This is a genomic window from Streptococcus sp. HMSC057G03 (genome assembly GCF_001808745.1).
Taxonomy (GTDB): domain Bacteria; phylum Bacillota; class Bacilli; order Lactobacillales; family Streptococcaceae; genus Streptococcus; species Streptococcus parasanguinis_Z.
In genome coordinates this window covers 188,268-212,457 of record NZ_KV794423.1, presented here as the reverse complement: position 1 = coordinate 212,457, position 24,190 = coordinate 188,268, and the positions used below count along the sequence as shown (strand labels likewise).

The following is a 24,190-nucleotide window of genomic DNA, read 5'->3' as shown; positions in this document are numbered from 1 at the left end:
GAAGAAACGAAACCAAGCACCGAAGCAAGTACCGAGCCAAGTAAGGAAGAAACGAAGCCAAGCACCGAGCCAAGCAAGGAAGAAACAAAACCAAGCACCGAAGCAAGTACAGAACCAAGCAAGGAAGAAACGAAACCAAGCACCGAAGCAAGTACAGAACCAAGCAAGGAAGAAACGAAACCAAGCACTGAGTCAAGTACAGAACCAAGCAAGTCAGAAACGACCCCAAGCACAGAATCAAGTACAGAACCAAGCAAGGCAGAAACGAAACCAAGCACTGAAACAAGTACAGAGCCAAGCAAGGAAGAAACAACACCAAGTAGTACAACTACTGTTGTTCCTACAAATAGCAACAGTGTTAGTACCGTTGGTCGCCCAGTTTTACCAACAAATTCATATATTTTAGTAGACCAGGCAACAGGTATCGTCTTGCAAAACCCTGATTTTGCTCAAGGTGGCTATAGTCTCCTTGTTGAAGTTTTGAAAGATGTTAAAGAACTAGCTGGTAAAGATTACAAGGCATATAATATTCAATTATCGAACCAAAATAATCCTATACATCAAATTAGTCCAACTGTTGTGACCATTCCAGTAAATAGCCAAAAAGAAGTAGAAGCAGTTTATGGTATCGGTGAAAATGGTCAATTGGAATCCTTCCAATTCCAACTAAATGAAGATAAGTCAGCCGTAACATTTACAACCTCTCATTTCTCAACTTATGGTGTAGTTTATAAATCTGCAGCAAAAATTGAAGTGAAGAAAGGTGAGAAAAAATTACCATCAACCGGTCAAAGTATTTCCATTGCGACAATGGTAGGCGGAGTTCTTTTGATAGTTTTTGGATTTGGCTACTACATCGAAAAACGTAGAACTCATTAAACGATACAGTTTATAATATATAACAAAAAAAGGAAGTGAGAATGAAATCTCTCTTCCTTCTTTTTTAGTCTGCAGTTTGTTCAGATGCTTCTAATTGTTTTCCAAGATCAATGATATACTGTTTGAGGTCATCTTTTACTTGAGGATGCTTCAAAGCATAATCAATCGATGTTTTCATAAAACCAAACTTGTCACCCACATCGTAGCGTTGGCCTTTAAATTCACGGGCAAAGACTCGTTGGGTCTTATTGAGGGTATCGATTGCATCTGTCAATTGAATTTCATTGCCAGCACCTGGTTCTTGATTTGCAAGAATATCAAAGATTTCAGGAGTCAAGAGGTAGCGTCCGATAATAGCGAGATCACTTGGAGCGTCCTCTGGGTTTGGTTTTTCGACAAAAGTTTCAACGCTATAAAGACCGTTAATGCCTTCGCCTTGAGGTGCAATCACACCGTAAGAAGAAACCTCTTCGTGAGGGACTTCCATTACAGCGATGGTTGACGCATGGGTTTCATCGTAGTCGTTCATCAATTGTTTGGTCAATGGCAAGGCATCATCATTGGTGATGTCCATGAGATCATCTCCCAACATAACGACAAAAGGCTCGTTTCCAACAAAGGCCTTGGCTTGAAGAACAGCGTCCCCTAAACCTCGAGGGTGACTTTGGCGGATGAAATGAAGATTAATCGCTGTTGTATCATTGACCAACTTGAGTAAGTCAGTCTTGCCTTTTTGCTCGAGATTGTATTCCAATTCGAAGTTAGAATCGAAATGGTCTTCGATCGAACGTTTGGCCTTCCCTGTTACGACAAGGATTTCTTCAATCCCAGATTTCAGAGCCTCTTCTACGATGAATTGGATCGTAGGTTTGTCAACGATTGGCAACATTTCCTTTGCCAAAGCTTTGGTAGCTGGGAGGAAGCGTGTCCCCAAACCAGCCGCAGGAATGACTGCTTTTCTAACTTTAGTCATATAGTTTCCTTTCTAAAAGGTAGGATTGATGTTAGGGTGGTTGACTTATTTCCACTCATTTTCTTCTTTAAATTCATTGCTCATCATGTGGTGGATGGCTTCGCGGATATCTTTTCCTTCATAGATGACTTGGTAAATGGCTTGTGTAATCGGCATGTAGACATCCAATTCTTGGGCCAGCTCGTGGGCGACTTTGGTCGTAGAGATCCCTTCAATGATCATACCCATGTTGGCTTCGATGTCTTCCAATTTTTCGCCACGTCCGAGAGCATCCCCAGCTCGCCAGTTACGGGAGTGAACAGAAGTTCCGGTAACGATCAGGTCACCAACCCCAGACAAACCGCTATAGGTCAATGGGCTAGCTTCGAGCTTAACGCCAAGGCGCGTGATTTCAGCGAGACCGCGCGTGATGATGGCTGCTTTGGCATTGTCACCATAACCAAGACCGTGCAGGGCCCCAGCTCCGACCGCGATGATATTTTTTAAGGCCCCAGCAGTTTCCACTCCGATAACATCTGTATTGGTATAGAGGCGGAAGTAGTGATTGCTAAAGAGTTCTTGAACATAGCGTGCAGCTTCTAAATCTTTTGAAGCTGCTGTAATGAGGGTGATGTCCCGTACGATGGTTTCTTCCGCGTGACTCGGTCCAGAAACGACCACTACCTCACTGCGAAGAGAAGCAGGGATTTCTTCTTCAAGGATTTGAGAAATCCGATCGTGTGTACCAGGTTCGAGCCCTTTAGAAGCGTGCATCACTGTGACAGGGTGATCCAGTGTTTCAGCGACTTGTTTAGCGACCAAGCGGGTCACCTTTGTAGGAACGACAAAAAGGATAGCATCCACACCGTCCAAGGCTGCTTTCAGATCGGTCGTAGCGGTAATTTGATCGCTAATAACGATGTCTTTGAAATAGCGTTGATTGGTATGAGTGGTATTAATTTCATCGATTTGTTCTTGGATATTTCCCCAGAGACGGACTTCATGGCCGTTATCATTGAGGACTTGTGAAAGGGCTGTTCCCCATGAACCAGGACCCAATACTGCAACGGTTTGTTTTTCCATTGTATCTTCCATTTCTATGTCTATTTTTTCAACAAGGCTAGGAAATCTAGCGCTTGCGCCTTCGAAACGGCTTAATGTGTGCCTTGAAGGACGATTCTATTTTCCTCTCTATTTTAACATAATATAGGTAAAAAAACTTGTATGATCATCAATTGTTTTGTGAGGAGGGTGAGGGTGATAAATAAAATCTATCACGGTTTTAAAAAATACATATTAGACACTATCACTAATGGGTGGTAAGATAAGTAGTAGTTAAAATGAAGGAGGAATGAATATGTGCAGAACAATTGTTGGAGTATCCGCTAATCTCTGTCCGGTTGACCCGGAAGGGAAAAACCTTCATTCCTCCGTGTCTAGTCAATTTGCGGAAGGGATCCGTCAAGCAGGTGGACTTCCAATGGTCATCCCGATGGGAGATCCTTCCTTGGTTAAGGATTATGTTGAAACGATTGACAAATTGATCTTAAGTGGAGGCCAAAATGTCGATCCTAGTCTCTATGGCGAAGAAAAAACCATCGAAAGCGATGATTACAATATCGAACGCGATCAATTTGAGCTTGCCCTACTGAAGGAAGCAGTTCGCCAAAACAAACCGGTTCTAGGAATCTGCCGCGGGGTTCAGTTGATCAATGTAGCTTTTGGAGGGACACTCAATCAAGAGATCGAGGGACATTGGCAAGGACTTCCGTTTGGGACTTCCCATTCTATCGAAACTAAAAAAGGTAGTGTGGTGGAGCAACTCTTTGGTCAGGCTAGTCGGATCAATTCCGTCCACCGTCAAAGTATCAAGGATCTTGCACCAAATTTCCGTGCGACCGCCTTTGATCCGCGCGATCACACTATCGAAGCGATTGAAGCAGTAGACGGCCATCGGATTATGGGCTTGCAGTGGCATCCAGAATACTTGGTCAATGAAGAAAAAGGGAATTTAGAACTCTTCCGTTATTTATTACAGGAATTATAAGAAAAAGAGAGGTTGAATTGGTATCAGCCTCTCTTTTGGTATGGTTATTACTATCTAGAAATAGTAAGGGTTTTGTGCTAGAATAGGAACTACAATTGGGAGGTATTGATAGAAATGAAACTTGCTAAGACAATGAACCGTAACTATTTATGGTTGCTTCTAGGTTCTTATTTTGTGGCCATGATGGTCAATCTATTGAGTTTTTCAACAAAGGAATTATTTCTAGAACTGGGTAAAGTGGGATGGACCCATACAGTGCTTGCTTTGTTCATTAGTTATCCTATTCTTTGGTTTTTGACGGAGAGCAAGAAGTATATCTGCATACAAAAATTGAATCTCTGGTTCGTGGCAGGTATCCTATTTATTTCTATTTTGAAAAGTCCGAGTCTCTTTATGTCATTGGGCCTAGTGTTGCTCTCACTGGTCTTGTTTCTATATTTTTATTTAGGAAAAGAAAAAATCGCTTATATCTTCTTAGCGGTAGATGTCTTGTCTTTTCCGAAATTGTTGCTACAAACCAGTGCCAATCTTCAAGATAAGGAACTGGGGATCTTTACGTTTACGGTTTCTGAATCGAAGTTACCCACTTTGATTTGGCCAGTATTAGTAGCCGTTGTCGTTGCTGTCCTGATCGGTTTTCTTCTCTCAAAGGTTTCTTTGGCTAAAGTCAATGAAACCTGGGTTCGCAGACTCACCGTGGTGACAATAATCAGTGGTATTTTCTACGTGCTCTATCTATCGGTTGTGGCCTATTATAAGATTAAAGCCAATGCGGTCTCTTCCTTTGATATTGGAATTTTTTCGCAGATGTTTGAGAGAATGAGACATGATTTTTCACAAGTCACCACCCTTGAAAGAGATAGGGCCTTATCGCATTTCGGAGTCCATATTTCTCCAATTTATTATTTGATCTTGCCCTTCTATATGCTATTTCCTTATGTGGAAACGTTAGATATCGCTCAAACAGTGATTGTATTTTCTGCAGTTATCCCGCTTTGTTTGATTCTAAAGAAAATACAATTGCCAAAAGTCATGACGCCACTCGTGCTTGCCCTCTTTTTTGTGACTCCGGTTATGACAACGAGTGGTGGATTCCATTTGCATGAAAATTGTTTTTTGCCACCATTACTACTCTGGTTGTTCTACAGCCTGATTTCTCAGTGGCGTGGAAGAACTATCTTGTTCACCTTGTTGCTCCTTTTTGTGAAAGAGGATGCCTTTGTCTACGTGCTGTCCTTAGGACTTTATTTTGCGTTTCAACATCGTTTTACCTTTGAGGCCAAGTTTAAAAAGTGGTTGTATCTCAGCCTGTTTGCCTTACCGATACTTTATTTTGCATTTGCCATGTTCCTCTTAGCAAGATATGGCGAGGGAGCTATGGTTTCTCGATACAATAATCTATTATTGAGTGGCGAAAATGGTCTCCTGATGGTTGTGAAAAATGTAGTCCTAAATCCGCTTTATGTTTTGGGAAGTCTATTTACAGCGAAACGACTTGGCTACCTCTTTTTGGTCCTATTTCCTTTTAGCTTTTTACCACTGATTCAGCGACGTTGGTCTACCTATTTTCTGATGTTGCCCCTTTTTCTCATTAATTTATTGATGGATTGGCCTTACCAATATGATATTGGTTTTCAGTATAGCTATGGTTCGGTCACGCTTCTGTTTTTGATGGCTTTATTGTCTATCGATCAATTAAGCAAGAACCAGTTGGCATCAGATAATATTTTGGTGGCTCTACTAGCTTCTTCCATCATTTTTTCAAGCGCCATTCTATATAGTTTTACGCATAACTGGAATTTTGAAATCCAATACTATCAAACACGTAAAGACTATTTTGATGGGCTCGAAAAGACCCTGCAGGCTATCCCTAAAGATAAAGCGGTCTTAGCAGCAGGTGGCTATACGCCGAGTCTTCGCAGCCATGAAAAATTGTATGATCTTTTCTACCATAATGACAAAAAGCTTGATTCTAATATTGACATAGTGGTAGTTCCAAGGGAAATGCAAGAGGAAAAAAATGGTTATTCTGAAACAGCCACTCTAAACCTCTATAAAGAATCAGGGTATAAAGAAAGCAACTTATCTACAAAAGATGTGTTGATTTTGGAAAAATAACTGTTTGAAAGAGGAAGAGTTACTAAAAAAATTCACAAGCCAAATAGCCCTTAAATATACAAAAGATGGTTTTTTTGTTTAATAATCTTGACTTTCTCACTATGTTTTGCTATATTATATGCGTTGATTTATAAAAAATTAGCCTAGAAAGGGAGAAAAAATGAAAAAGTTAGCAGTTTTTTTGTCAATAGTTTGTTCGCTATTGATTGTGTCATTGACACTTTTTTCTAAAACTGTACAGGCGGAAACGTCTAAAAAAGTCGATGTGATTACGGAAGTTAAGATTCAAAATGATCAAGGTGGAGAATTGACAGGACCGGTTGGCCGATTTGACACTTTCCGTCTGAATGCAACATTCGCATTGGAAGGAAAAGATGTTAAAGAGGGAGATACTTCTGAGTTAGTATTAGAAAATCCCTTAATCATTGATTCTACTAATTTTGAAATTAAGGATAAGAAAACTGGTAAGGTGATTGCCAATGCAGTGGTAGATAAAGAAACCGGTAAGATTGTTTTAACCTTTACAAAATTTGTGGAAACAAAAAATGATGTGTCAGGTTCTTTCTTCTTCTACTCAATGATAGACAGACAAAAACATCCCAAAGAGGGTGATGTTCCAGTTACTGTGAAGGTGAATAATAAGACCAAATTCACAGGGAAGGTAAAAGCCGGCGAAGTGGGCCAAGGCGGAAAATATATCGTCGCAAAATCAGGATGGGATGTCAACAAGGAACACAAGCAAATTGGTTTTAGAATCTCTGTTAACCGAACAGGGGAAGCTATTCCGAATGCAGTGATTACCGATACCTTGAAATCTACAGGAGTCTCTTATACAGAAGGTAGCTTTAAAATTTATAAAGGGACCTTTAAATACGACAACGGCTGGAAGCTCGAGAACAAAACGGATGTCACCAATGATTACGCCATTAACGTTTCAGGAAATTCGTTTTCTGTCAACCTTGGTAGCTTGTCAAAAGATGATCACTTTGTGATTGAATATACAGCAGACTTGAGCTACATGCCTGTAGATGGTGAAAAAATCGAAAATAATGTGACTATTTCTGGAAATGGTTCTGAAATTAACCATGCATCTAGTGCTGTCAAAATCCAAATTGCAGGTGGAACCGGAGTAGCTTACGACTTTGGAATCAAGATCCATAAAGTAGACGAAAATAATAAGTCTCTTAAAGGAGCTAAGTTCCAAGTCATTCGTGTAGCCAACAATCAACTGATTGGAGAGTTTGAAACAAATAAAGATGGTGAGATTGTTGTCAAAAACCTTTTGAGAGACCAATATATCATCAAAGAAATTTCAGCTCCGGAAGGTTATGACTTGGCAGCGGATACTGTTGTTGAAGCTAGTGAATTTCAGTCAAAAGATAAACCAGTCGACAAAACCATTGTAGACCAAAAGACAACCACTACAACAACGACCACTACAACCACTACAACTACAACGACTACTGCAGAACCAACGACAACTACAACAACTACAACAACAGAAGAGCCAACAACGACTACAACAACAACTCCGGAGCCAACAACAACTACAACAACAACTCCAGAGCCAACAACAACTACAACAACTACTGCAGAGCCAACGACAACCACAACGACTACTGCAGAGCCGACGACTACTTCAACTACGACAACAGAAGAGCCGACGACTACTACAACTACAACAACAGAAGAGCCGGCGACTACTTCAACCACAACAACAGGAGAGTCAACGACTACGACGACTACTGTAGAGCCAACAACAACCACAACGACTACTGTAGAACCAACACCAACCACCACAACAACGACAACTCCAGAGAAACCGGTGACTCCAGGAAGTGAAGGATCAACCACGACGACCACGACTGGAAAACCAGGACCAAAAGGTGGAAACAATGGAGGAGGGCGTAAAGCGCTTCTTCCTAATACAGGCGAAGTTGCAGCAACTGGATTTGTATTCTCAGGAGCCTTTGTGTTAGCAGGTGCAGTCGTATTGAAACGAAAATTGTCTATTAAATAAACAATGAGTTTCTACATAAGGGGAGAGCATGAGCTCTCTCTTTTTTGGGAATGTATTATGGAGAAAAGGGATGAAATTATCAATCTTAATAACCCTCTTGAATGAGGAGCTGGTACTTCCTCAAACCCATCGTGAAATTTCTAATCAGCTTGAGCAAATGTTAGGGAAAGAGCTCTCTGATTATGAAATTCTCTACATCGATGATGGAAGTAGTGACAAGACCTTTGAGTTAATTGAAGAATTTGCAAGAGAAAACGACCGCATCAAATATATCCGTTTCAGTCGAAATTTTGGACGAGAGAGTGGTATCTTGGCTGGTTTTAAATATGCCAGTGGGGATGCGGTGATGGTCATGGACGGGGATCTCCAGCATCCACCATACTTGATTCCCTTATTCTTAGAAGCTTATAATAAGGGCTATGATATTGTTAGTGGCCAACGAACTCGTGAAGGAGAATCTTTTGTAGGAAGTTCCTTTGCACGTTTGTTTTACTTCTTGTCAAATCGCTCTATGGATGTGCACCTAACAGACGGGAAATCTGAATTAAGACTGCTTAGCCGAAAAGCGATGGAAGCCTTTGTGTCAATGCCAGAGTACAATCGCTTTAATAAAGGTTTGTATGAATGGATTGGTTTTAAAGAGAAAGTAATTCCTTATAAGAATGAAACCCGTAAGGCTGGAAAGAGCAAGTTTGGTTTTAAGAAATCTTTGAATTATGCGATTCAAGGAATTATTTCTTTTAATGATCGTCCTCTCCGTGTTTGTATTCAATTCGGTTTCATCTGTTTAGGGCTGGCTCTTTTATATCTAGTTTTTGAGTTGATGAAATATATCTTCGCTGCTGGGAATTATGTGAGTGGTTATTTCACAACGATTGCGGCTATTATATTATTTAGCGGAGTGCAACTCATCTTCATCGGAATTCTTGGAGAGTATATTGGCAAGATCTATTACGAAGTGAAGCGTCGTCCTCATTTCATCATTGAAGAGACCAATATCGAACAAGCGAAGAAAAATCATATCGGCTAAAGAAGATAGGAGAAAACATGTTAATCTGGTTCATGCGTTGGCAAGAGTTTTGGAAAAAACATCCAAAGAAAGTTCTCTATGCTGCAAGTGCCCTGCTCCCAATGACCATCATGCTCATTGTGTGGGCTTTTATAGGGATGTATCCTTTTGGAAGCAAGAGTCTGATGGCTGTTGACTTTGGACAGCAATATATCAGTTTCTTTGGCTTGCTAAAAAATGCCATCTTGACGGGGGATCTATCTAGTTTGAGTTATTCTTTCACCAAGTCTCTTGGTGGAGATATGATCGGTGTGCTCGGCTACTATTTAATGAGTCCCTTCAACATCATCTACATTCTAGCTCCCCTAAAGTATTTTGGGGCAGCAGTATTTTTAACTATTTGGCTCCGCTACGGGGCAATCGGTCTATCCTTTGCTTTCCTTTTAATCAAGCGCTACAAAGGATTAGAATCTAGAAAATGGTTGGTTCCATTATTCTCGACAGCCTATGCCTTGTCAGGGATGTTGGTTTCCTATCAGATGAACGTCATCTTCTATGATGCCATGATCATGCTGCCAATTGTGATTGTGTATTTGGAAGAATTATTAGATGGGAAATCTCCTTATCGCTATGCTTTTGCTCTGGGATTGACGGTCTTGCTTCAGTTTTACATGGGCTATATGATCTCCATTTTCATCGCTCTGTATGCCTGCTACTATGTATCACCAAGATTGCTGATTGAGGGAGATCTAAAGGCAAAGATTAAAAACTTTAGTATCCCTTTACTACAAGCAGTGATCTATTCGATTATTGGGATTGCGACAGCCTCAGTCTTGCTCTTGCCTGTATTTTTCAACCTGATTGAAAGTAAGGGGCAAGTTGGAGGAGGCATGACCTTCTCATTTGCCTTCCAAATTAACCCCTTAGATATTCTTTCTAAGTTGGTTGTTGGTGGCTTTGATACGACATCAGGCTGGTCAGCGGGTCCCAACCTTCCCAATATTTATATTGGAGCGCTCGGTTTTCTTGGTTTTATCTTTTATTTCCTATCGCAAAAAGTTGGAAAAGCAAAAAAATGGGCTGCAGGAATTGTTACCCTCATTTTCCTGATTTCCTTTGTCAATGAATTTGTCAGTAAGATATGGCATATGGGACAAAACCCAGCCGGTTTCTTCTTCCGTTTTTCTTGGCTGTTTTCATTCTTTATGCTAGTCCTAGCTTATCAAGCGATGAAGCAGAAGATCGTTATTTCCAAACGAACCAACTGCATCATCGGCTTAGGCTTGCTCTTGTCGGTAGTTTATCTCTATTTCCACCAGTATAGTTTTATCTCAAAGACTCAACCGCAAGCGATCAGCCGTTTCCTCTCTAAGTTCTCTATTCTAAGTGTTCTGGGAATAGCAGCGGTTACCTGCTTCATCTTCTATGCGTATTGGGAAAAATCTCATAAGAGCCAATTGGAAAAAATGATTCGAATGGCTCTAGCAGCAGTATTTCTAGTACTAGCTGCCGTCTTATTAAAGACAGGCTATCTCTTGTCGCAAGTGGGGATTACAGCGATGCTCTACTTGAGCATTCTCTTCATCCTAAACTTTAAGATCTCACGTTTATCCATGATTGTCGTATCTGTGCTCACAATCTTCGAGTTTGGCTATAATGCGTATTTGTCCCAAGTAACATTTGGGTATGATGATGTGCACAAGTTTGCAGATGCGACCGTTTCGGTCAAGCGCGTGACAGACAATATCCAAGAAAATGCAGATCAAAAATTCTATCGGATTGCCACAGATTTTGCCTATTCCAGAACAGTTCCTTCTTTGGTGTCCTATCCGGGTCTAAGTACCTTTAGCTCGAGTTTGGAACGTAGCACCATGGATCACTTTGCTTTCATGGGAGATCTGGGTGTCAATGCGGCGACTCAATATTCAAATGGGACACCTTTGACAGATGCTTTATATGGTGTTCGTTACTTTATGAGTGCCAAGGATTTTGACCCCAAAGAGATTGAAGCCAATCCAGATAAGATGTACTTTTATCGATTTACAGACCGCTTTGATCTGCATCGCTATTTCACTGACAAGGTCTATGAGGATAAGCGTTATGTCGTCTATAAGAATCCAAATTCCTTCCCACTTGCATACGGGACGAATAGTCTGGTAAGGAATATTCAATTTGGTGCAAATAATGCCTTTGCTAACCAGAATATTATTTTGAACTCCATGGAGGGACATCAAAAGGCCAATAATGATACCGTTGAGTACTTTAAACCGTTGGCGTTCAGCTCGATCGAGACCGAAAATGTGATTGAAGAAAAGGTCAATAAGGAAACGGGAGAAGCCATCTATAAGAGAGCGGATTCGTCAAAAGATGCCATTATTCGTTATAAGGTCACTCCACGTACTAATTACACCTATTATTTCTTTACTCCTGCATCTTTGATCCAAAACCAAGATTACTCGGTCTTACTCAATAATAAATGGTTGCTCAATGCTAAAATTTTCACGCAAAGACAAATTTGGCAGTTGACAGATCAAACTGAAAACCAAGAAACCGTTATTGAATTTAGATTTAGAACAGATCACATCGATATGAGCAACGCAGGTGTTTATCGCGCTGACGTTGATCAAATTCAACAGGTATTAGAAAACCGGAAGAAACAAGGTTTACATGTAACCAAGTTTTCAAATACCCATATTGTTGGTGATGTGTCTATTACAGATGATAGTAACTATATGATGACTTCCATTCCATACAGCGATGGCTGGAAAGTGAAAGTGGATGGGAAGTTTGTCAAAACTGAAAAAGCATGGAATGCATTCTTATCGTTCCCAATCTCAAAGGGAAATCATAAGGTTGAATTCGTCTTTAGACAAAAAGGAGTGATCCTGGGTGCCTTGCTATCTATTGTTTCCGTTGCTTACCTCGTCATTCAAATGAGACGAAGTAGAAGTGATGAAGAACAATAGGATTTAAGAGAATCAAAAATAGTTATCAACACAAAAAGAGAGTGGGACAGAAATCGGTAATTCGTTAGAATTCGATTTCGTCGTCCCACCTCCGCACAGTTGAGTAGGGCTGTAAAGCTGATGAAATCAGCGTAGTAGAGCCCACTCAACCACTGCGTCTTGCTCGACAATCGAAAAACAACTGAGAGGCTAGGACTTTTGTCCCAGCCTCTTTTTTATATGATCCGTACATGCGAACGATTAGTTATTAGAAATCTTGCGTTTCAAGATGACGGCTCCTGATAGGATAGCAACACCGATCAAGATGACACCAGTAGCGACTGCTTCACCTGTTTTTGGCAGGAATGTCTTGCGACCTCCGTTTGAAGTTGTCGTACCAGAATCACCTGGGGTGCCAGGTTTGGTCGTACTCGTTGTTGGCCCCTCTGGAGTTGTTGTCGTAGTCGGCGTAGGCACTGGTTTTTCAGACGTAGTTGTAGTCGTCGTTGTAGTTGTAGTGGTTGTCGGCGTAGGTTTTGGACCTTCTGTCGTCGTTGTTGTAGTTGTTGGCTCTTGAGTCGTAGTTGTCGTTGTTGTAGGTTCTTCAGTTGTCGTTGAAGTTGTTGTTGACTCTGGAGTTGTTGTCGTAGTCGTAGTCGGCTCTTGAGTTGTCGTCGTAGTGGTTGTTGGCTCTTGAGTCGTTGTAGACGTAGTTGTCGTCGTTGTTGTAGTGGTTGTAGTGGTTGTCGTCGTTGTTTCTTCCTTCGGATTCACAATCGTTTTGGTTACTGAATGATCAGCACCAAAATCTTCAACATTAACTACAGTATCAGCTTCTTTAATGATATGACCTGAAGGGGCTTCAATTTCAGTTAAGATATATTTATCTTTTAAGAGTTTTCCAACAGCAATATTACCATTTTCGTCTGATTCAAACTCACCAATAACTTGATTATTAGCTTGACGAACAACTCTAAACTTAGCACCTTTAAGCGGTTGGTTAGCATCATCGACTTTATGGATGTTGATTGAGTATACATAACCAACACCAGCACCACCTGCAATTTGAACTGCAGCAGCATTAGTTATATTTTTGCTTTCAATACCAACACCTTTAAGAGTTGCTTCATTTTTCAATAACTCACCATCAACAGGGTCATAATTTAGACGAACGTTATAAGAAATACGATATTGGTCTTCTTCTGTAATGTCCCCTAATTCGACAACGAAAGATTGTCCATCTTCACTAACTTTAATCTTGTGTTGGTCTGTCACATCAACGCGGTTTGAGAATACCCATTCACCAGTTTCGAAAGAGAATTTACCTTTGATAACCTTAATGCTATCTTTTACATAAGAAGCATTTGTAAATTGCAAGTGGTCCTCAATCGTTACACCTTTGATGTTTTGTTTTGCACGATTGACTGAAATAGTATATTGGACCTCTCTTTTATCACCTTCATTAACCCAACTAGTCTTTGTTAAAACTTTTGGATCTCCATCTCCGATACCTTTAAAGGTAACCTTCCCGCCGATCTTGGTTTCTCCATTGACGGTAATTTCAATAGGAATTTCCCCTTGTTGAGGGTGTTTTTTGAAATCGATACGTGCATAGAAGAAGAAGGATCCTTGGGTATCTGAATGATTTTCAACATAATCCGTGTAAGTTAAGGATATTTTCTTTTTGACATCGTCAACCTTTGCATGGGCTATAATGTCATTCGTATTGATATCACGAATTTCAAAATTGTCAGAGTTGATTATTAACGCATCTGGAACAGTGATATCCGTTGTGTCACCAGCTTTGACATCCTTACCAGCCAAGTCGAAATCAGCATTGATACGGAATGTTGCCCATTGTGCTAATTCCCAATCAAGGTTGCCACCTTCATTATTGGTAACTTTGATATTTTTGATCGTATCGACCAATTTTCCGCTAACGGTCACTCCAGGAGTTTCTGCTGAAGTGCGATTTAGACCTAAAGCGAAAAGCATGGCCACTAAACAAAGGACAAATGAGAAAATTTTAATATTTCTATTCTTCATCTTATCTTCCCTTTTCATAAAAAATTAGTGCCTAGTTATCAATGCCTGATTACTCTTAAAGATAGGAACGTCCAAATCCTATCTGTTGGTAATAAGAATTGAGTGCTGAGACACGACCTCCATAAAATTATTTTATAGGGTAAAATATTTTACTTTTAAAATTATTCCCTACAAAGGGAATTATAGCAAAAATAATGAGTGGCTTCAAGCTAAAAAGAGTGAATTTTTGCACAAATTATCTATTAAAATGCTTTTTCATTTACTTTCTAAAATTTTCAGAATACATGCATGAAACTGTCATAAAATATCCAAAGGTGCGTAAAATGAGCAGAAAAATGAATGACATTATTAAAAAAATACGAATAGTAGTATAGGGGAGACGCTAGGGCAAAGTGATGGTATAATAGAAGAGATAGAAACTATTTAGAATGAAAGAGGAATCATGATGACAAAAATTCGTGGATTTGAACTTGTATCAACCTATACCAATCAGGACTTGCTGCCAAAACGGGAGACAGCACACGCAGCTGGCTACGACTTAAAAGTGGCCGAGCGCACGGTCATTGCACCAGGAGAAATTGTCCTCGTTCCAACTGGGGTCAAGGCCTATATGCAAGCGGGTGAGGTGCTCTATCTCTACGACCGCTCGTCCAACCCTCGCAAAAAAGGCTTGGTCTTGATCAACTCTGTGGGGGTCATTGATGGAGACTACTATGGCAATCCAGGAAATGAAGGCCATATCTTTGCTCAGATGAAAAATATTACCGACCAGGAAGTCGTCCTTGAAGTTGGGGAACGTGTGGTTCAGGCTGTCTTTGCACCATTTTTAATTGCAGATGGAGATGAGGCGGATGGCGTACGGACCGGTGGATTTGGGTCAACAGGGCACTAAGATGAAGATTATCTTTGTCCGTCATGGGGAGCCAGATTATAGTATGCTTGATAAACTTGAAAATCCGCAACTCTATAGTGGTTTTGGTCGTGATTTAGCACCATTGACAGGAAAAGGTCGCAGTCTGGCAAAAGAAGTTGCTAAAACCGCATGTTTTGGAAAGGCAGAGATTATTATTTCATCGTCTGTGACGAGGGCTTTAGAAACAGCACATTATATAGCAGTTGAAACAGGATTGGACTTATTTGTGGAGCCGTTTTTTCATGAGTGGCGTCCAGACTTAGATGGCACTAACTCTGATTTAACTAGTGCATTGGTAGCTCATGAATATTATCTAAAACATCAAGGAGGTTTATCTGAAGATTCTCCTTATCGCTATGAAACTGATCTAGAGATGCGTCATCGTTTTTTAAGAGCTTTGGAAAAATATAAAAATTATAAAACTATTATCATTGTAACTCACGGAATGCTCATGCGCCAGTTTGTGCCAAATGAGAAGATTGATTTTTGCCAAGTGATTGAGTGCGAGATAGAGATTTAGAAAGAGGTTTATCATCGCAAAGAAAAAAACGACATTTATTTGTCAAAATTGTGCCTACAATTCACCCAAATACCTAGGGCGCTGTCCTAACTGTGGTTCTTGGTCTTCTTTTGTGGAGGAAGTCGAAGTTGCAGAGGTCAAGAATGCGCGTGTGTCCTTGACGGGGGAGAAAAGACAGAAAGAAGAAATTTGCGACCGGCTTGCTGCTTGTATCTTCTCGTATCTTTGAGAAGCGTCGGGCTTCTTGCTTTACTAATCCAGATTTAAAAGATTTTTTAGAGGAAAACGGTGCTAAAAGCATAGAGTTTATAGGGGTAGATGGCAAAGGCTGTGTTAAGGCTTCCGTTTTGTCAGCTACCAAGGAGAATTAATAGTTTTATGGGGATCTTAATATGAAAATTATTTTTATCCGTCATGGAGAGCCAGATTACCGTGAGTTAGAGGAGCGTTCTTATACGGGATTTGGGATAGACTTGGCGCCCTTATCTGAGAAGGGAAGGAAACAGGCTCAGGACCTTTGCCAAAACCCCTTGTTCCAATCAGCTGATCTGCTAGTAGCTTCAGCAGTGACGCGAGCTTTAGAAACAGCTTCTTATCTGGCTTGTGCTACGGGCCTTCCTTTGAGGGTAGAGCCTTTATTGCACGAATGGCAGGTTTATGAAACAGGTATAGAGAACTTTGAGACAGCTAGATGTCTGTTTTTAGAAAACAAGGGGGAGTTGCTCCCAAATTCTCCTGTTCAATATGAGACAGCTGTAGAGATGAAGTCTCGTTTTCTAGAATGCATGGCTAAGTATCGGGAACATCAAACTGTGGTAGTTGTAGCCCATCGCATGCTCATTCGTCAATTTGTACCGAATGAAACCATTGATTTTTGCCAAGTGATTGAGTGTGAGATAGAGATTTAGAAAGAGGTTTATCATCGCAAAGAAAAAAACGACATTTATTTGTCAAAATTGTGCCTACAATTCACCCAAATACCTAGGGCGCTGTCCTAACTGTGGTTCTTGGTCTTCTTTTGTGGAGGAAGTCGAAGTTGCAGAAGTTAAGAATGCCCGGGTGTCCTTGACAGGTGAGAAAACTAAGCCTATGAAATTGGCTGAAGTAACTTCTATTAATGTCCATCGTACTAAGACCGAGATGGAGGAATTCAACCGCGTCCTTGGAGGCGGGGTTGTGCCAGGAAGTCTCGTCCTCATCGGTGGGGATCCTGGGATTGGGAAATCGACCCTCCTCCTTCAAGTGTCGACCCAGTTGTCTCAAGTGGGAACGGTTCTCTACGTCAGTGGAGAGGAGTCAGCCCAGCAGATTAAGTTACGAGCAGAGCGCTTGGGGGATATCGACAGTGAGTTTTACCTCTATGCCGAGACCAATATGCAGAGCGTGCGAGCAGAAGTGGAGCGGATCCAACCCAACTTCCTCATCATTGACTCTATTCAGACCATTATGTCTCCTGAAATTTCAGGGGTGCAGGGGTCAGTATCTCAGGTACGCGAGGTGACAGCTGAACTTATGCAGCTGGCCAAGACCAATAACATCGCCATCTTTATCGTCGGTCATGTGACCAAAGAAGGAACCTTGGCAGGACCTCGGATGTTGGAGCATATGGTAGATACGGTGCTCTACTTTGAGGGCGAGCGTCACCATACCTTCCGGATCCTGAGAGCAGTCAAGAATCGCTTTGGCTCGACCAATGAGATTGGGATCTTCGAAATGCAATCAGGTGGCCTGGTCGAAGTCCTCAATCCTAGTCAGGTCTTTCTAGAAGAACGCCTGGATGGGGCGACTGGATCGTCCATCGTTGTGACAATGGAAGGGACTCGTCCGATTTTGGCGGAGGTGCAGGCCTTGGTGACGCCAACCATGTTTGGAAATGCCAAGCGAACGACAACGGGGCTTGATTTCAATCGGGCCAGTCTCATCATGGCAGTGCTAGAAAAACGTGCAGGCCTCTTGCTCCAAAATCAGGATGCCTATCTCAAGTCTGCAGGTGGTGTCAAGTTGGATGAGCCGGCTATCGACCTAGCCGTAGCCGTAGCCATTGCTTCCAGCTACAAGGACAAGCCGACCAACCCGCAGGAATGTTTCGTTGGAGAGTTAGGCTTGACAGGAGAAGTCCGCCGGGTCAATCGGATCGAACAACGGATCAATGAAGCTGCCAAGCTCGGTTTTACCAAGATTTATGTTCCGAAAAATTCTCTGACAGGGATCACGACACCATCAGGGATCGAAGTGGTCGGTGTGAGCACACTGTCTGAAGTCTTGAAGAAAGTATTTTAATAGTTGAAAAGAGGCTGGGCAAAAACTGTCCAGTCTTTGATGTTTGATAGTAATAACAGCATGACGCAGTGGTTGATTGGCATCTTTGTTCGCTTTTCAATCTTCAAAGATGACCTAATCAACTGTGCGGGGGTGGGAAGACGAACTCTTTTTAATTAGTTGGAGTTCTTTCCCACTCCCTTTTTTTCAGATGTGACAGATGACAGGAGGTATCCCCTGACAGAAAGGATCGGATGTGGTAAAATAATAGATGATTTGAATTTCAAAGGAATAAAGGAGAGACCATGTCTTATTTTGATAATTTTTTAACAGCCAACCAAGCTTATGTGGCGCTACATGGAGACCTCCGTCTTCCGATTAAGCCAAAAACACAAGTAGCCATTGTGACCTGTATGGATTCCCGTCTTCACGTGGCGCCGGCACTAGGTCTGGCTCTTGGAGATGCCCACATTTTGCGGAATGCTGGAGGGCGCGTGACAGAGGATATGATTCGCTCCTTGGTCATTTCCCAGCAGCAAATGGGAACCCGTGAAATTGTGGTCTTGCACCATACAGACTGTGGCGCACAGACCTTTGAAAACGAAGGTTTCCGGCAGCATCTAAAGAAAGAACTGGGAGTAGATGTGGGAGATAGTGATTTCCTACCCTTTCAAGATGTTGAAGAAAGCGTCCGTGAAGATATGGAGCTTTTAAAAGCTTCTCCTTTGATTCCAGAGGATGTGGTGATTTCAGGAGCTGTGTATGATGTGGATACTGGTTTGATTTCAGAAGTGAAATAAACATAGAGAAGAGTATAGGAAGACAGAATAATCACTGTTTTCCCGTATTCTTTTTTTAGTGTAAAAAAAGTGAACCGGATAGGAAAAAATGTGACAATTTGGCACAAAATATTAAAAAATATGTGGTATAATATGACATTTTAACAAGAATGTTACATTTTTATTTCGACAGATTGACTCTTGATGTCAAGAATGTTACAATTTTATTTGTATCATGGAATCATGAAATATGAAAAAGGAGATCCTATAAATGAAGGATATTTTCAATAGACGCCAACGCTTTTCTTTACGAAAATATAGCATTGGGGTTTGTTCTGTTCTCTTAGGAACAGCGCTCTTTGCTGCAGGTGCTCAATCTGCGTCAGCGGATGAAGCAAAAGCAGCCTCTGGACCTGCAGAAACAGCAGCTTCAGAAACGCAACCTGCTGCAACAGAATCAAGTCAAACAGAAGCACCTGGTGCTTCCCCAGTCTATGGTGAGGGAGCACCTGCACCAAAAGTAGACCGTTCTAATTCTGCTGCAACTCCAGAAGCACCAGCTTCAGCGACTGAAAAATCTGAAGTAGCTGAGAAATCAGATGCTACAGAAAGCAAGGAAGCTAAAACCGAAGAAGCAGCAAAACCAGCTAAAGCTGAAACTAAAAAATCTGAAGAAGCTCCAAAAACGACAGCGTCATCAGAAACCAGCAAACCTGTAGAGAAGAAAAAAGAGTCAAGCTCTAAACCAGCTTCTACAACAGTGGCTACCACAGCTCAATCTACTGCAACTCCTGCTGCAGCAGGTGAAAGCTCAGAAAGAGCAGCTGCAAGAGAAGAAGCAGTTGCACCAGCAGGAACGACTACTTTTTCAGCTACTGTAAGTTCAGCAGCTCCGATCACTGGTACGCAAGCAGAAAGTTCAGCAAGTACAGATGCAGATGCAACTGTGGCTGTAGCAAATGCTAATGCAGAACGTACAAATGCAGGAGCATTAGCAATAAGCAGCCGTCGTCGTAGCCGTCGTGCTGTTACTAATGAAGCAGTTTCTGCAGATCACAATACTAACCCAGTAAGCGTAAGCACTTACTTAAAAGATGGTGAAACAGTAGATCCAACCATTACAAATCCTAATGGAGCAACTGTTAGTTCTCAACCTGTACCAGCTGGGTACGCAAGAAAAGAAGGAGATTGGTATACTTACAGTATCATAGACCTTACTCGCTTTAATGAACGATATAATACAAATTATTATACACGTGCGTATAAAAGATTTGATGATTCTACAGAAACAACTGTTGAATTAATCGATAAAACTACTGGTAATGTAGTAGAAACTAGAACTCTTTCTGCGTCAAGCGGTATTCAAAAATTCACAACTACAACTGCTGCCTCTAATGGTCAATTAACTGTGAAATATGATTACAACAAAGGTTTAGGAGCAGGACCTGGTAAAACTGACGAACCATTCATTCAATTTGGTTATGAAGTTGGGGCAAGTATTCAAGCTTTAGTAAATCCAAAAAATGAAGCTGAACAAAAATTATATACAGATGTTTATAATGCTCGTACATCAACTGATATTATTAACGTTGTAGAACCAGCTTATAACGGTCGTACAATTACTGATTCAAACGCTAAAATTCCAAAATTTGTCGAAAAACCGACTTACTATAGAGTAGTCGATAAAAATAATGCTACATTTAACGCTAATAAAACAGATAAAACTGTTCAAGACTACGTACCAAATGGTAAAGAAGTAGATTTAGCTAAATATGCAACTAAAGCTATGGAAGGACAACATTTCACAGCGTCTGGTGAGCGTCAATTTGATGGATACAAACTTTACCAAACAGCAAATCCAGATTCGACAACTGGCTTTGTAAGTCGTCCTTACGTAGTTGGTACTAAATTCATGGACGCTGAGCGTGCAGGAATCAAACGGATTAAAGAAATCGTAGGTGAAGATGGATCAGTAGTAGTTCGTGTTTACTTACTAGATCCAAAACAACAAAGCAAACGTTCTGATGGTACCTTGAGCACTGATGGTTACATGTTGTTGGCAGAAACCAAGCCGATTAAACCAGGTGAATACAATACACAAGATTTAGTAGTTAAGAAATCACCTCTTAACACAATTGCTTTCACTGATAATAAAGGTGTAAACCATCCTAATGGAGTAGAAGTTCCATTTGACTTCCAAACTGCTGCTGGATATACACCTAAGAAAACAGTATTCGTACCATTCTTAGGAGACGGTATTGGACACCTTTCACCTAATAGTCAATTAGAAAATGGTGCATATGTACAGATTGGTACAAACGTTGACTTATTAAACTCGTTAACACCATATAAACCAACTGTTTACTACTATGTAAAACAAGAACCTGTAACAGTAACTCCAGAAGTTGAAAAACAATTGGCAGGCCGTGCTCTTGTAGATGGTGAATTCAGCTTTAAGATTAAGGAAAACTCATCTTCACCTGGTGTGGAAGAAACTGTCACAAATAAAGATGGTAAGGCAACCTTCTCAGAATTGTCATTCACAAAAGAAGGTACTTATACATACACTATCACTGAATTAGCTGGCAGAGATAAGGATGTCGACTATGATGCTATGGAAGTAACCATGACTGTAAAGGTTACGAAAAATGCTGCTGGTGACTTAGAAGCTTCAGTTAAATATAGCGGTACTGGTGGATTTGCCTCAAGCGCGGATGATAAAGTCTTCAACAACTACGTTGTAGCTCCTGTTAAAGTGAAATTTGACTTCACTAAGAAATTGGCTGGACGTGAGCTTAAAGATGGTGAGTTCAAGTTCATCCTTAAAGATGCAAACGGTCAAGAAGTTGAAACGGTTGCCAACAAAAAAGATGGAACTGTAACCTTTACAGAAATTTCATTTGACAACACTAAAGTAGGTACTCATACTTATACTGTAGAAGAAGTAATCCCTGCAACCAAAGAAGTAGGTATGACGTATGACGCGATGAAAGCAACAATCACTGTTGAAGTTGCTAAGAACGGTCATGCTCTTACAACTGTAACCAACGTATCATCAACAGGTGGGGTAGATGCCAACGGTAACGCTACTGATGGAACAGCAGATAAAGAGTTCAACAACAAGATCACTCCTCCAGAGACTCCTGAGTTCCAACCAGAAAAATTCGTTCTGAACAAAGAAAAATTTGACATCACTGGTACAAAACTCGTTGACGACGATGATGAATTGACAGATGAGTATGCAGATACAAATGCAAACCCATATGCTGATAAAACTACTAACAACGAAGCAGAAAACATCAATACCAAGACTGTTGAACGCGGTGAAAAATTGGTCTACCAAGTATGGTTGGATACTAAGAACTTCACTGACAAGAACAACATCCAATCTGTAGGTATCTCTGATACATACGATGCAGATAAATTAACTGTTAACGCTGCTGATATTAAAGCATACGATAGCGTAACAGGAGTTGATGTAACATCCAAATTTGATATTACAGTAGCTAACGGAGTCATTACAGCTACATCTAAAGCATCAATGAACAAATCTTTAGGTGATGCTGATAACACTCAAGTTATTGACACAACTAAATTTGCATTTGGTCGCTACTATAAATTCGATATCCCAGCGACTGTTAAAGCAGACGTTGCAGGTGGGGTAGACATCGAAAACAAAGCCAACCAAATCGTTCACGTTTACAACCCAGTAAGCAAATCTGTAGAAACTCCAGAAAAACCAACTCAAAAACGTGTGAACAGTGTACCAATCACTGCAGAATTCAACTTCACAAAACGTTTGGAAGGTCGTGAGCTAACAGCTGGCGAATTTACATTTGAGTTGAAAGATAGCGACAATGTTGTGATCGCAACGGCAACCAACGATGCAGATGGTAAGATTAAATTCTCTCCAGTAGAGTACACAAATAAAGCTGGTGAAAAAGTCACTGCCCTTAAATACAAGAAGGGTCAAGAAGGTACTTACACTTACTCTGTAACAGAGGTGAAAGGTACAGACGCAACTGTCACTTACGATACTATGAAGGCAGAAGTAACTGTAACAGTATCACACGACGGTACAGCGAAAGCCTTGATCGCTAACGTAACTGAACCAGCTGACAAAGAGTTCAACAATACCGTAACACCTCCAACAGAACCTAAGTTCCAACCAGAGAAGTATGTATTGAATACAGCTAAATACTCAATCACTGATAACAAACTTCTTGATGATGATGCTGAGTTGACTGATAAATATGGTGAAACAAATACTGATCCATATGTTGATAAAACAAACAACAATGAAGCAGAAAACATCAATACGAAGACTGTTAACCGCGGAGATAAACTCTACTATCAAGTATGGTTAGATACAACTAAATTCTCAGCAACTAACAAAGAAAACGTTCAATCAGTAGGAATTACTGATGACTTCGATGAAACAAAAGTTGATGTAGATGGTTCAGCAATCAAAGCATATGACTCAGTAACTGGTGACGATGTAACAAACAAATTCGACATCAAGGTTGAAAATGGTGTGATGACTGCAACTCTTAAAGCTGGCTTCACGAAGTCACTTGGCGATGCAGAAAACACTCAAATCATTGACACAACTAAATTCGCCTTTGGACGTTACTACAAATTTGATATCCCAGCAACAGTTAAAGCTGATGTACCAGGTGGATCAGACATCGAAAATACTGGAGCTCAAGTAGTCAACTACTACAACCCTGTAAGCAAAACTGTTGAAAAACCAAGCAAACCAACTGAAAAACGTGTAAATAACGTTCCAGTTGAAGTGGAATTCAACTTCACTAAACGTTTGGAAGGTCGTGAGCTTAAAGCTAACGAATTCAGCTTCGTATTGAAAGATTCAACAGGTAAAGTTGTTGAAACTGTAAGCAACGATAAAGATGGTAATGTGAAGTTCTCAGCTCTTACATTCAAGAAGGGTGAAGAAGGCGTTCACAACTACACTGTTGAAGAAGTTGCAGGAACAGATGCTACTGTGACATACGACACAATGAAAGCAACTGTAGCTATCACTGTTGAACACAAAGGTACAGCTAAAGTTTTAGTGGCTAAGCTTGGCGAAATCGCTGATAAAGAGTTCAACAACCGTGTAACTCCTCCAACAGAACCTAAGTTCCAACCAGAGAAATACGTTGTTTCTAAAGAAAAATACGATATCACTGGTGACAAGCTCGTTGACGATGATAGAGAGTTGGCAGACAAGTACGCAGATACAAATGCGAACCCATATGCGGACGATGCATCAAACAACGAAGCAGAAAACTTGAATACCAAGACTGTTGAACGTGGTTCTAAATTGGTTTACCAAGTATGGTTGGATACAACTAAATTTGATGCAGCTAACAAGGATAACATCCAAACAGTTGGTATCTCAGATAACTATGATGAAGCTAAATTAAATCTTAATACAGCTGACATCAAAGCCTATGACTCTGTAACAGGCGCAGAAGTAACAGATAAATTTGATATTACTGTGAACAATGGTGTGATCACTGCTAACTTGAAAGCTGGCTTCACTAAGTCACTTGGCGATGCAGAAAACACACAAGTGATCGATACAACTAAATTCGCATTTGGACGTTACTACAAGTTCGACATTCCAACAACAGTGAAAGACGATGTCGTAGCTGGTGCAGATATCGAAAATACTGCGGCTCAAGTTGTAAACTACTA

15 protein-coding genes and 2 pseudogenes are annotated in these 24,190 nt (G+C 40.8%); 14 read left to right on the top strand and 3 right to left on the bottom strand.

The window, feature by feature from the left end; translation table 11 throughout:
- Positions 1-879: LPXTG cell wall anchor domain-containing protein (locus HMPREF2686_RS10675; protein ID WP_261673672.1), on the top strand; the 879-nt coding region annotated here is incomplete at its 5' end.
- A gap of 64 nt (positions 880-943) precedes the next feature.
- Here the strand turns inward: HMPREF2686_RS10675 and galU are convergent.
- Both galU and HMPREF2686_RS04965 read right to left on the bottom strand, forming a co-directional pair.
- Positions 944-1,852 carry a UTP--glucose-1-phosphate uridylyltransferase GalU gene (galU, locus tag HMPREF2686_RS04970; RefSeq protein ID WP_070449461.1) on the bottom strand — a complete coding sequence of 303 codons (909 nt, stop codon included), beginning with the start codon at positions 1,850-1,852 and terminating at the stop codon, positions 944-946.
- A gap of 45 nt (positions 1,853-1,897) precedes the next feature.
- Positions 1,898-2,914, bottom strand: coding sequence for an NAD(P)H-dependent glycerol-3-phosphate dehydrogenase (locus tag HMPREF2686_RS04965; protein WP_070449459.1), 1,017 nt, complete (start codon positions 2,912-2,914; stop codon positions 1,898-1,900).
- 274 nt (positions 2,915-3,188) lie between these two features.
- Here HMPREF2686_RS04965 and HMPREF2686_RS04960 point away from each other — a divergent pair, with 274 nt between their 5' ends.
- The 5 genes from HMPREF2686_RS04960 to pgfM1 all read left to right on the top strand — a co-directional run bounded on the left by HMPREF2686_RS04960 (position 3,189) and on the right by pgfM1 (position 11,991).
- Positions 3,189-3,878: a gamma-glutamyl-gamma-aminobutyrate hydrolase family protein gene (locus tag HMPREF2686_RS04960; protein ID WP_003002057.1), complete on the top strand. Its 690-nt coding sequence runs from the start codon at positions 3,189-3,191 to the stop codon at positions 3,876-3,878.
- A 114-nt stretch (positions 3,879-3,992) separates the two neighbouring features.
- The gene (locus HMPREF2686_RS04955; protein ID WP_070449457.1) at positions 3,993-5,996 is read left to right on the top strand and encodes a DUF2079 domain-containing protein; all 2,004 of its coding nucleotides are present in this window, start codon (positions 3,993-3,995) and stop codon (positions 5,994-5,996) included.
- A gap of 160 nt (positions 5,997-6,156) precedes the next feature.
- The gene (locus tag HMPREF2686_RS04950; protein ID WP_070449455.1) at positions 6,157-8,016 is read left to right on the top strand and encodes an Ig-like domain-containing protein; all 1,860 of its coding nucleotides are present in this window, start codon (positions 6,157-6,159) and stop codon (positions 8,014-8,016) included.
- 70 nt (positions 8,017-8,086) lie between these two features.
- Positions 8,087-9,046 carry a glycosyltransferase PgfS gene (pgfS, locus tag HMPREF2686_RS04945; RefSeq protein WP_070449453.1) on the top strand — a complete coding sequence of 320 codons (960 nt, stop codon included), beginning with the start codon at positions 8,087-8,089 and terminating at the stop codon, positions 9,044-9,046.
- 17 nt (positions 9,047-9,063) lie between these two features.
- On the top strand, positions 9,064-11,991 hold the full coding sequence (gene pgfM1, locus HMPREF2686_RS04940) for a glycosyltransferase PgfM1 (RefSeq protein WP_070449451.1): 2,928 nt from the start codon (positions 9,064-9,066) through the stop codon (positions 11,989-11,991).
- A 240-nt stretch (positions 11,992-12,231) separates the two neighbouring features.
- Here the strand turns inward: pgfM1 and HMPREF2686_RS04935 are convergent, their stop codons facing one another.
- On the bottom strand, positions 12,232-14,016 hold the full coding sequence (locus HMPREF2686_RS04935; protein WP_070449449.1) for an LPXTG cell wall anchor domain-containing protein: 1,785 nt from the start codon (positions 14,014-14,016) through the stop codon (positions 12,232-12,234).
- A 445-nt stretch (positions 14,017-14,461) separates the two neighbouring features.
- Between HMPREF2686_RS04935 and HMPREF2686_RS04930 the strand changes: the two genes are divergently transcribed.
- From HMPREF2686_RS04930 to HMPREF2686_RS04905, 8 genes and pseudogenes are all read left to right on the top strand, one after another.
- Positions 14,462-14,908, top strand: a complete 447-nt coding sequence (locus tag HMPREF2686_RS04930) for a dUTP diphosphatase (protein WP_070449517.1) — start codon at positions 14,462-14,464, stop codon at positions 14,906-14,908.
- Position 14,909: 1 nt separating this feature from the next.
- Positions 14,910-15,449 (top strand): histidine phosphatase family protein, encoded by a 540-nt coding sequence (locus tag HMPREF2686_RS04925; RefSeq protein ID WP_070449447.1) that lies wholly within the window; start codon positions 14,910-14,912, stop codon positions 15,447-15,449.
- Positions 15,450-15,459: 10 nt separating this feature from the next.
- Positions 15,460-15,621 (top strand): annotated as a pseudogene (locus HMPREF2686_RS10365) (DNA repair protein RadA); the annotation flags it as partial.
- Positions 15,617-15,817 (top strand): annotated as a pseudogene (locus tag HMPREF2686_RS10175) (isochorismatase family protein); the annotation flags it as partial. The pseudogenes HMPREF2686_RS10365 and HMPREF2686_RS10175, both read left to right, overlap by 5 nt.
- Positions 15,818-15,841: 24 nt before the next feature.
- Positions 15,842-16,357, top strand: a complete 516-nt coding sequence (locus HMPREF2686_RS04920) for a histidine phosphatase family protein (RefSeq protein WP_049475021.1) — start codon at positions 15,842-15,844, stop codon at positions 16,355-16,357.
- A gap of 10 nt (positions 16,358-16,367) precedes the next feature.
- Positions 16,368-17,729 carry a DNA repair protein RadA gene (gene radA, locus HMPREF2686_RS04915; RefSeq protein ID WP_083280258.1) on the top strand — a complete coding sequence of 454 codons (1,362 nt, stop codon included), beginning with the start codon at positions 16,368-16,370 and terminating at the stop codon, positions 17,727-17,729.
- A 284-nt stretch (positions 17,730-18,013) separates the two neighbouring features.
- The gene (locus tag HMPREF2686_RS04910) at positions 18,014-18,508 is read left to right on the top strand and encodes a beta-class carbonic anhydrase (RefSeq protein ID WP_070449444.1); all 495 of its coding nucleotides are present in this window, start codon (positions 18,014-18,016) and stop codon (positions 18,506-18,508) included.
- A gap of 250 nt (positions 18,509-18,758) precedes the next feature.
- Positions 18,759-24,190, top strand: a 5,432-nt coding sequence (locus tag HMPREF2686_RS04905; protein WP_083280257.1) for an SspB-related isopeptide-forming adhesin, incomplete at its 3' end; no start/stop codon positions are given.

What these genes read in the sequence shown, in the direction of transcription:
- galU (WP_070449461.1), bottom strand. Translation starts at nt 1,852, where the DNA reads ATGACTAAAGTTAGAAAAGCAGTCATTCCTGCGGCTGGTTTGGGGACA.
- HMPREF2686_RS04965 (WP_070449459.1), bottom strand. Translation starts at nt 2,914, where the DNA reads ATGGAAAAACAAACCGTTGCAGTATTGGGTCCTGGTTCATGGGGAACA.
- HMPREF2686_RS04960 (WP_003002057.1), top strand. Translation starts at nt 3,189, where the DNA reads ATGTGCAGAACAATTGTTGGAGTATCCGCTAATCTCTGTCCGGTTGAC.
- HMPREF2686_RS04955 (WP_070449457.1), top strand. Translation starts at nt 3,993, where the DNA reads ATGAAACTTGCTAAGACAATGAACCGTAACTATTTATGGTTGCTTCTA.
- HMPREF2686_RS04950 (WP_070449455.1), top strand. Translation starts at nt 6,157, where the DNA reads ATGAAAAAGTTAGCAGTTTTTTTGTCAATAGTTTGTTCGCTATTGATT.
- pgfS (WP_070449453.1), top strand. Translation starts at nt 8,087, where the DNA reads ATGAAATTATCAATCTTAATAACCCTCTTGAATGAGGAGCTGGTACTT.
- pgfM1 (WP_070449451.1), top strand. Translation starts at nt 9,064, where the DNA reads ATGTTAATCTGGTTCATGCGTTGGCAAGAGTTTTGGAAAAAACATCCA.
- HMPREF2686_RS04935 (WP_070449449.1), bottom strand. Translation starts at nt 14,016, where the DNA reads ATGAAGAATAGAAATATTAAAATTTTCTCATTTGTCCTTTGTTTAGTG.
- HMPREF2686_RS04930 (WP_070449517.1), top strand. Translation starts at nt 14,462, where the DNA reads ATGACAAAAATTCGTGGATTTGAACTTGTATCAACCTATACCAATCAG.
- HMPREF2686_RS04925 (WP_070449447.1), top strand. Translation starts at nt 14,910, where the DNA reads ATGAAGATTATCTTTGTCCGTCATGGGGAGCCAGATTATAGTATGCTT.
- HMPREF2686_RS04920 (WP_049475021.1), top strand. Translation starts at nt 15,842, where the DNA reads ATGAAAATTATTTTTATCCGTCATGGAGAGCCAGATTACCGTGAGTTA.
- HMPREF2686_RS04910 (WP_070449444.1), top strand. Translation starts at nt 18,014, where the DNA reads ATGTCTTATTTTGATAATTTTTTAACAGCCAACCAAGCTTATGTGGCG.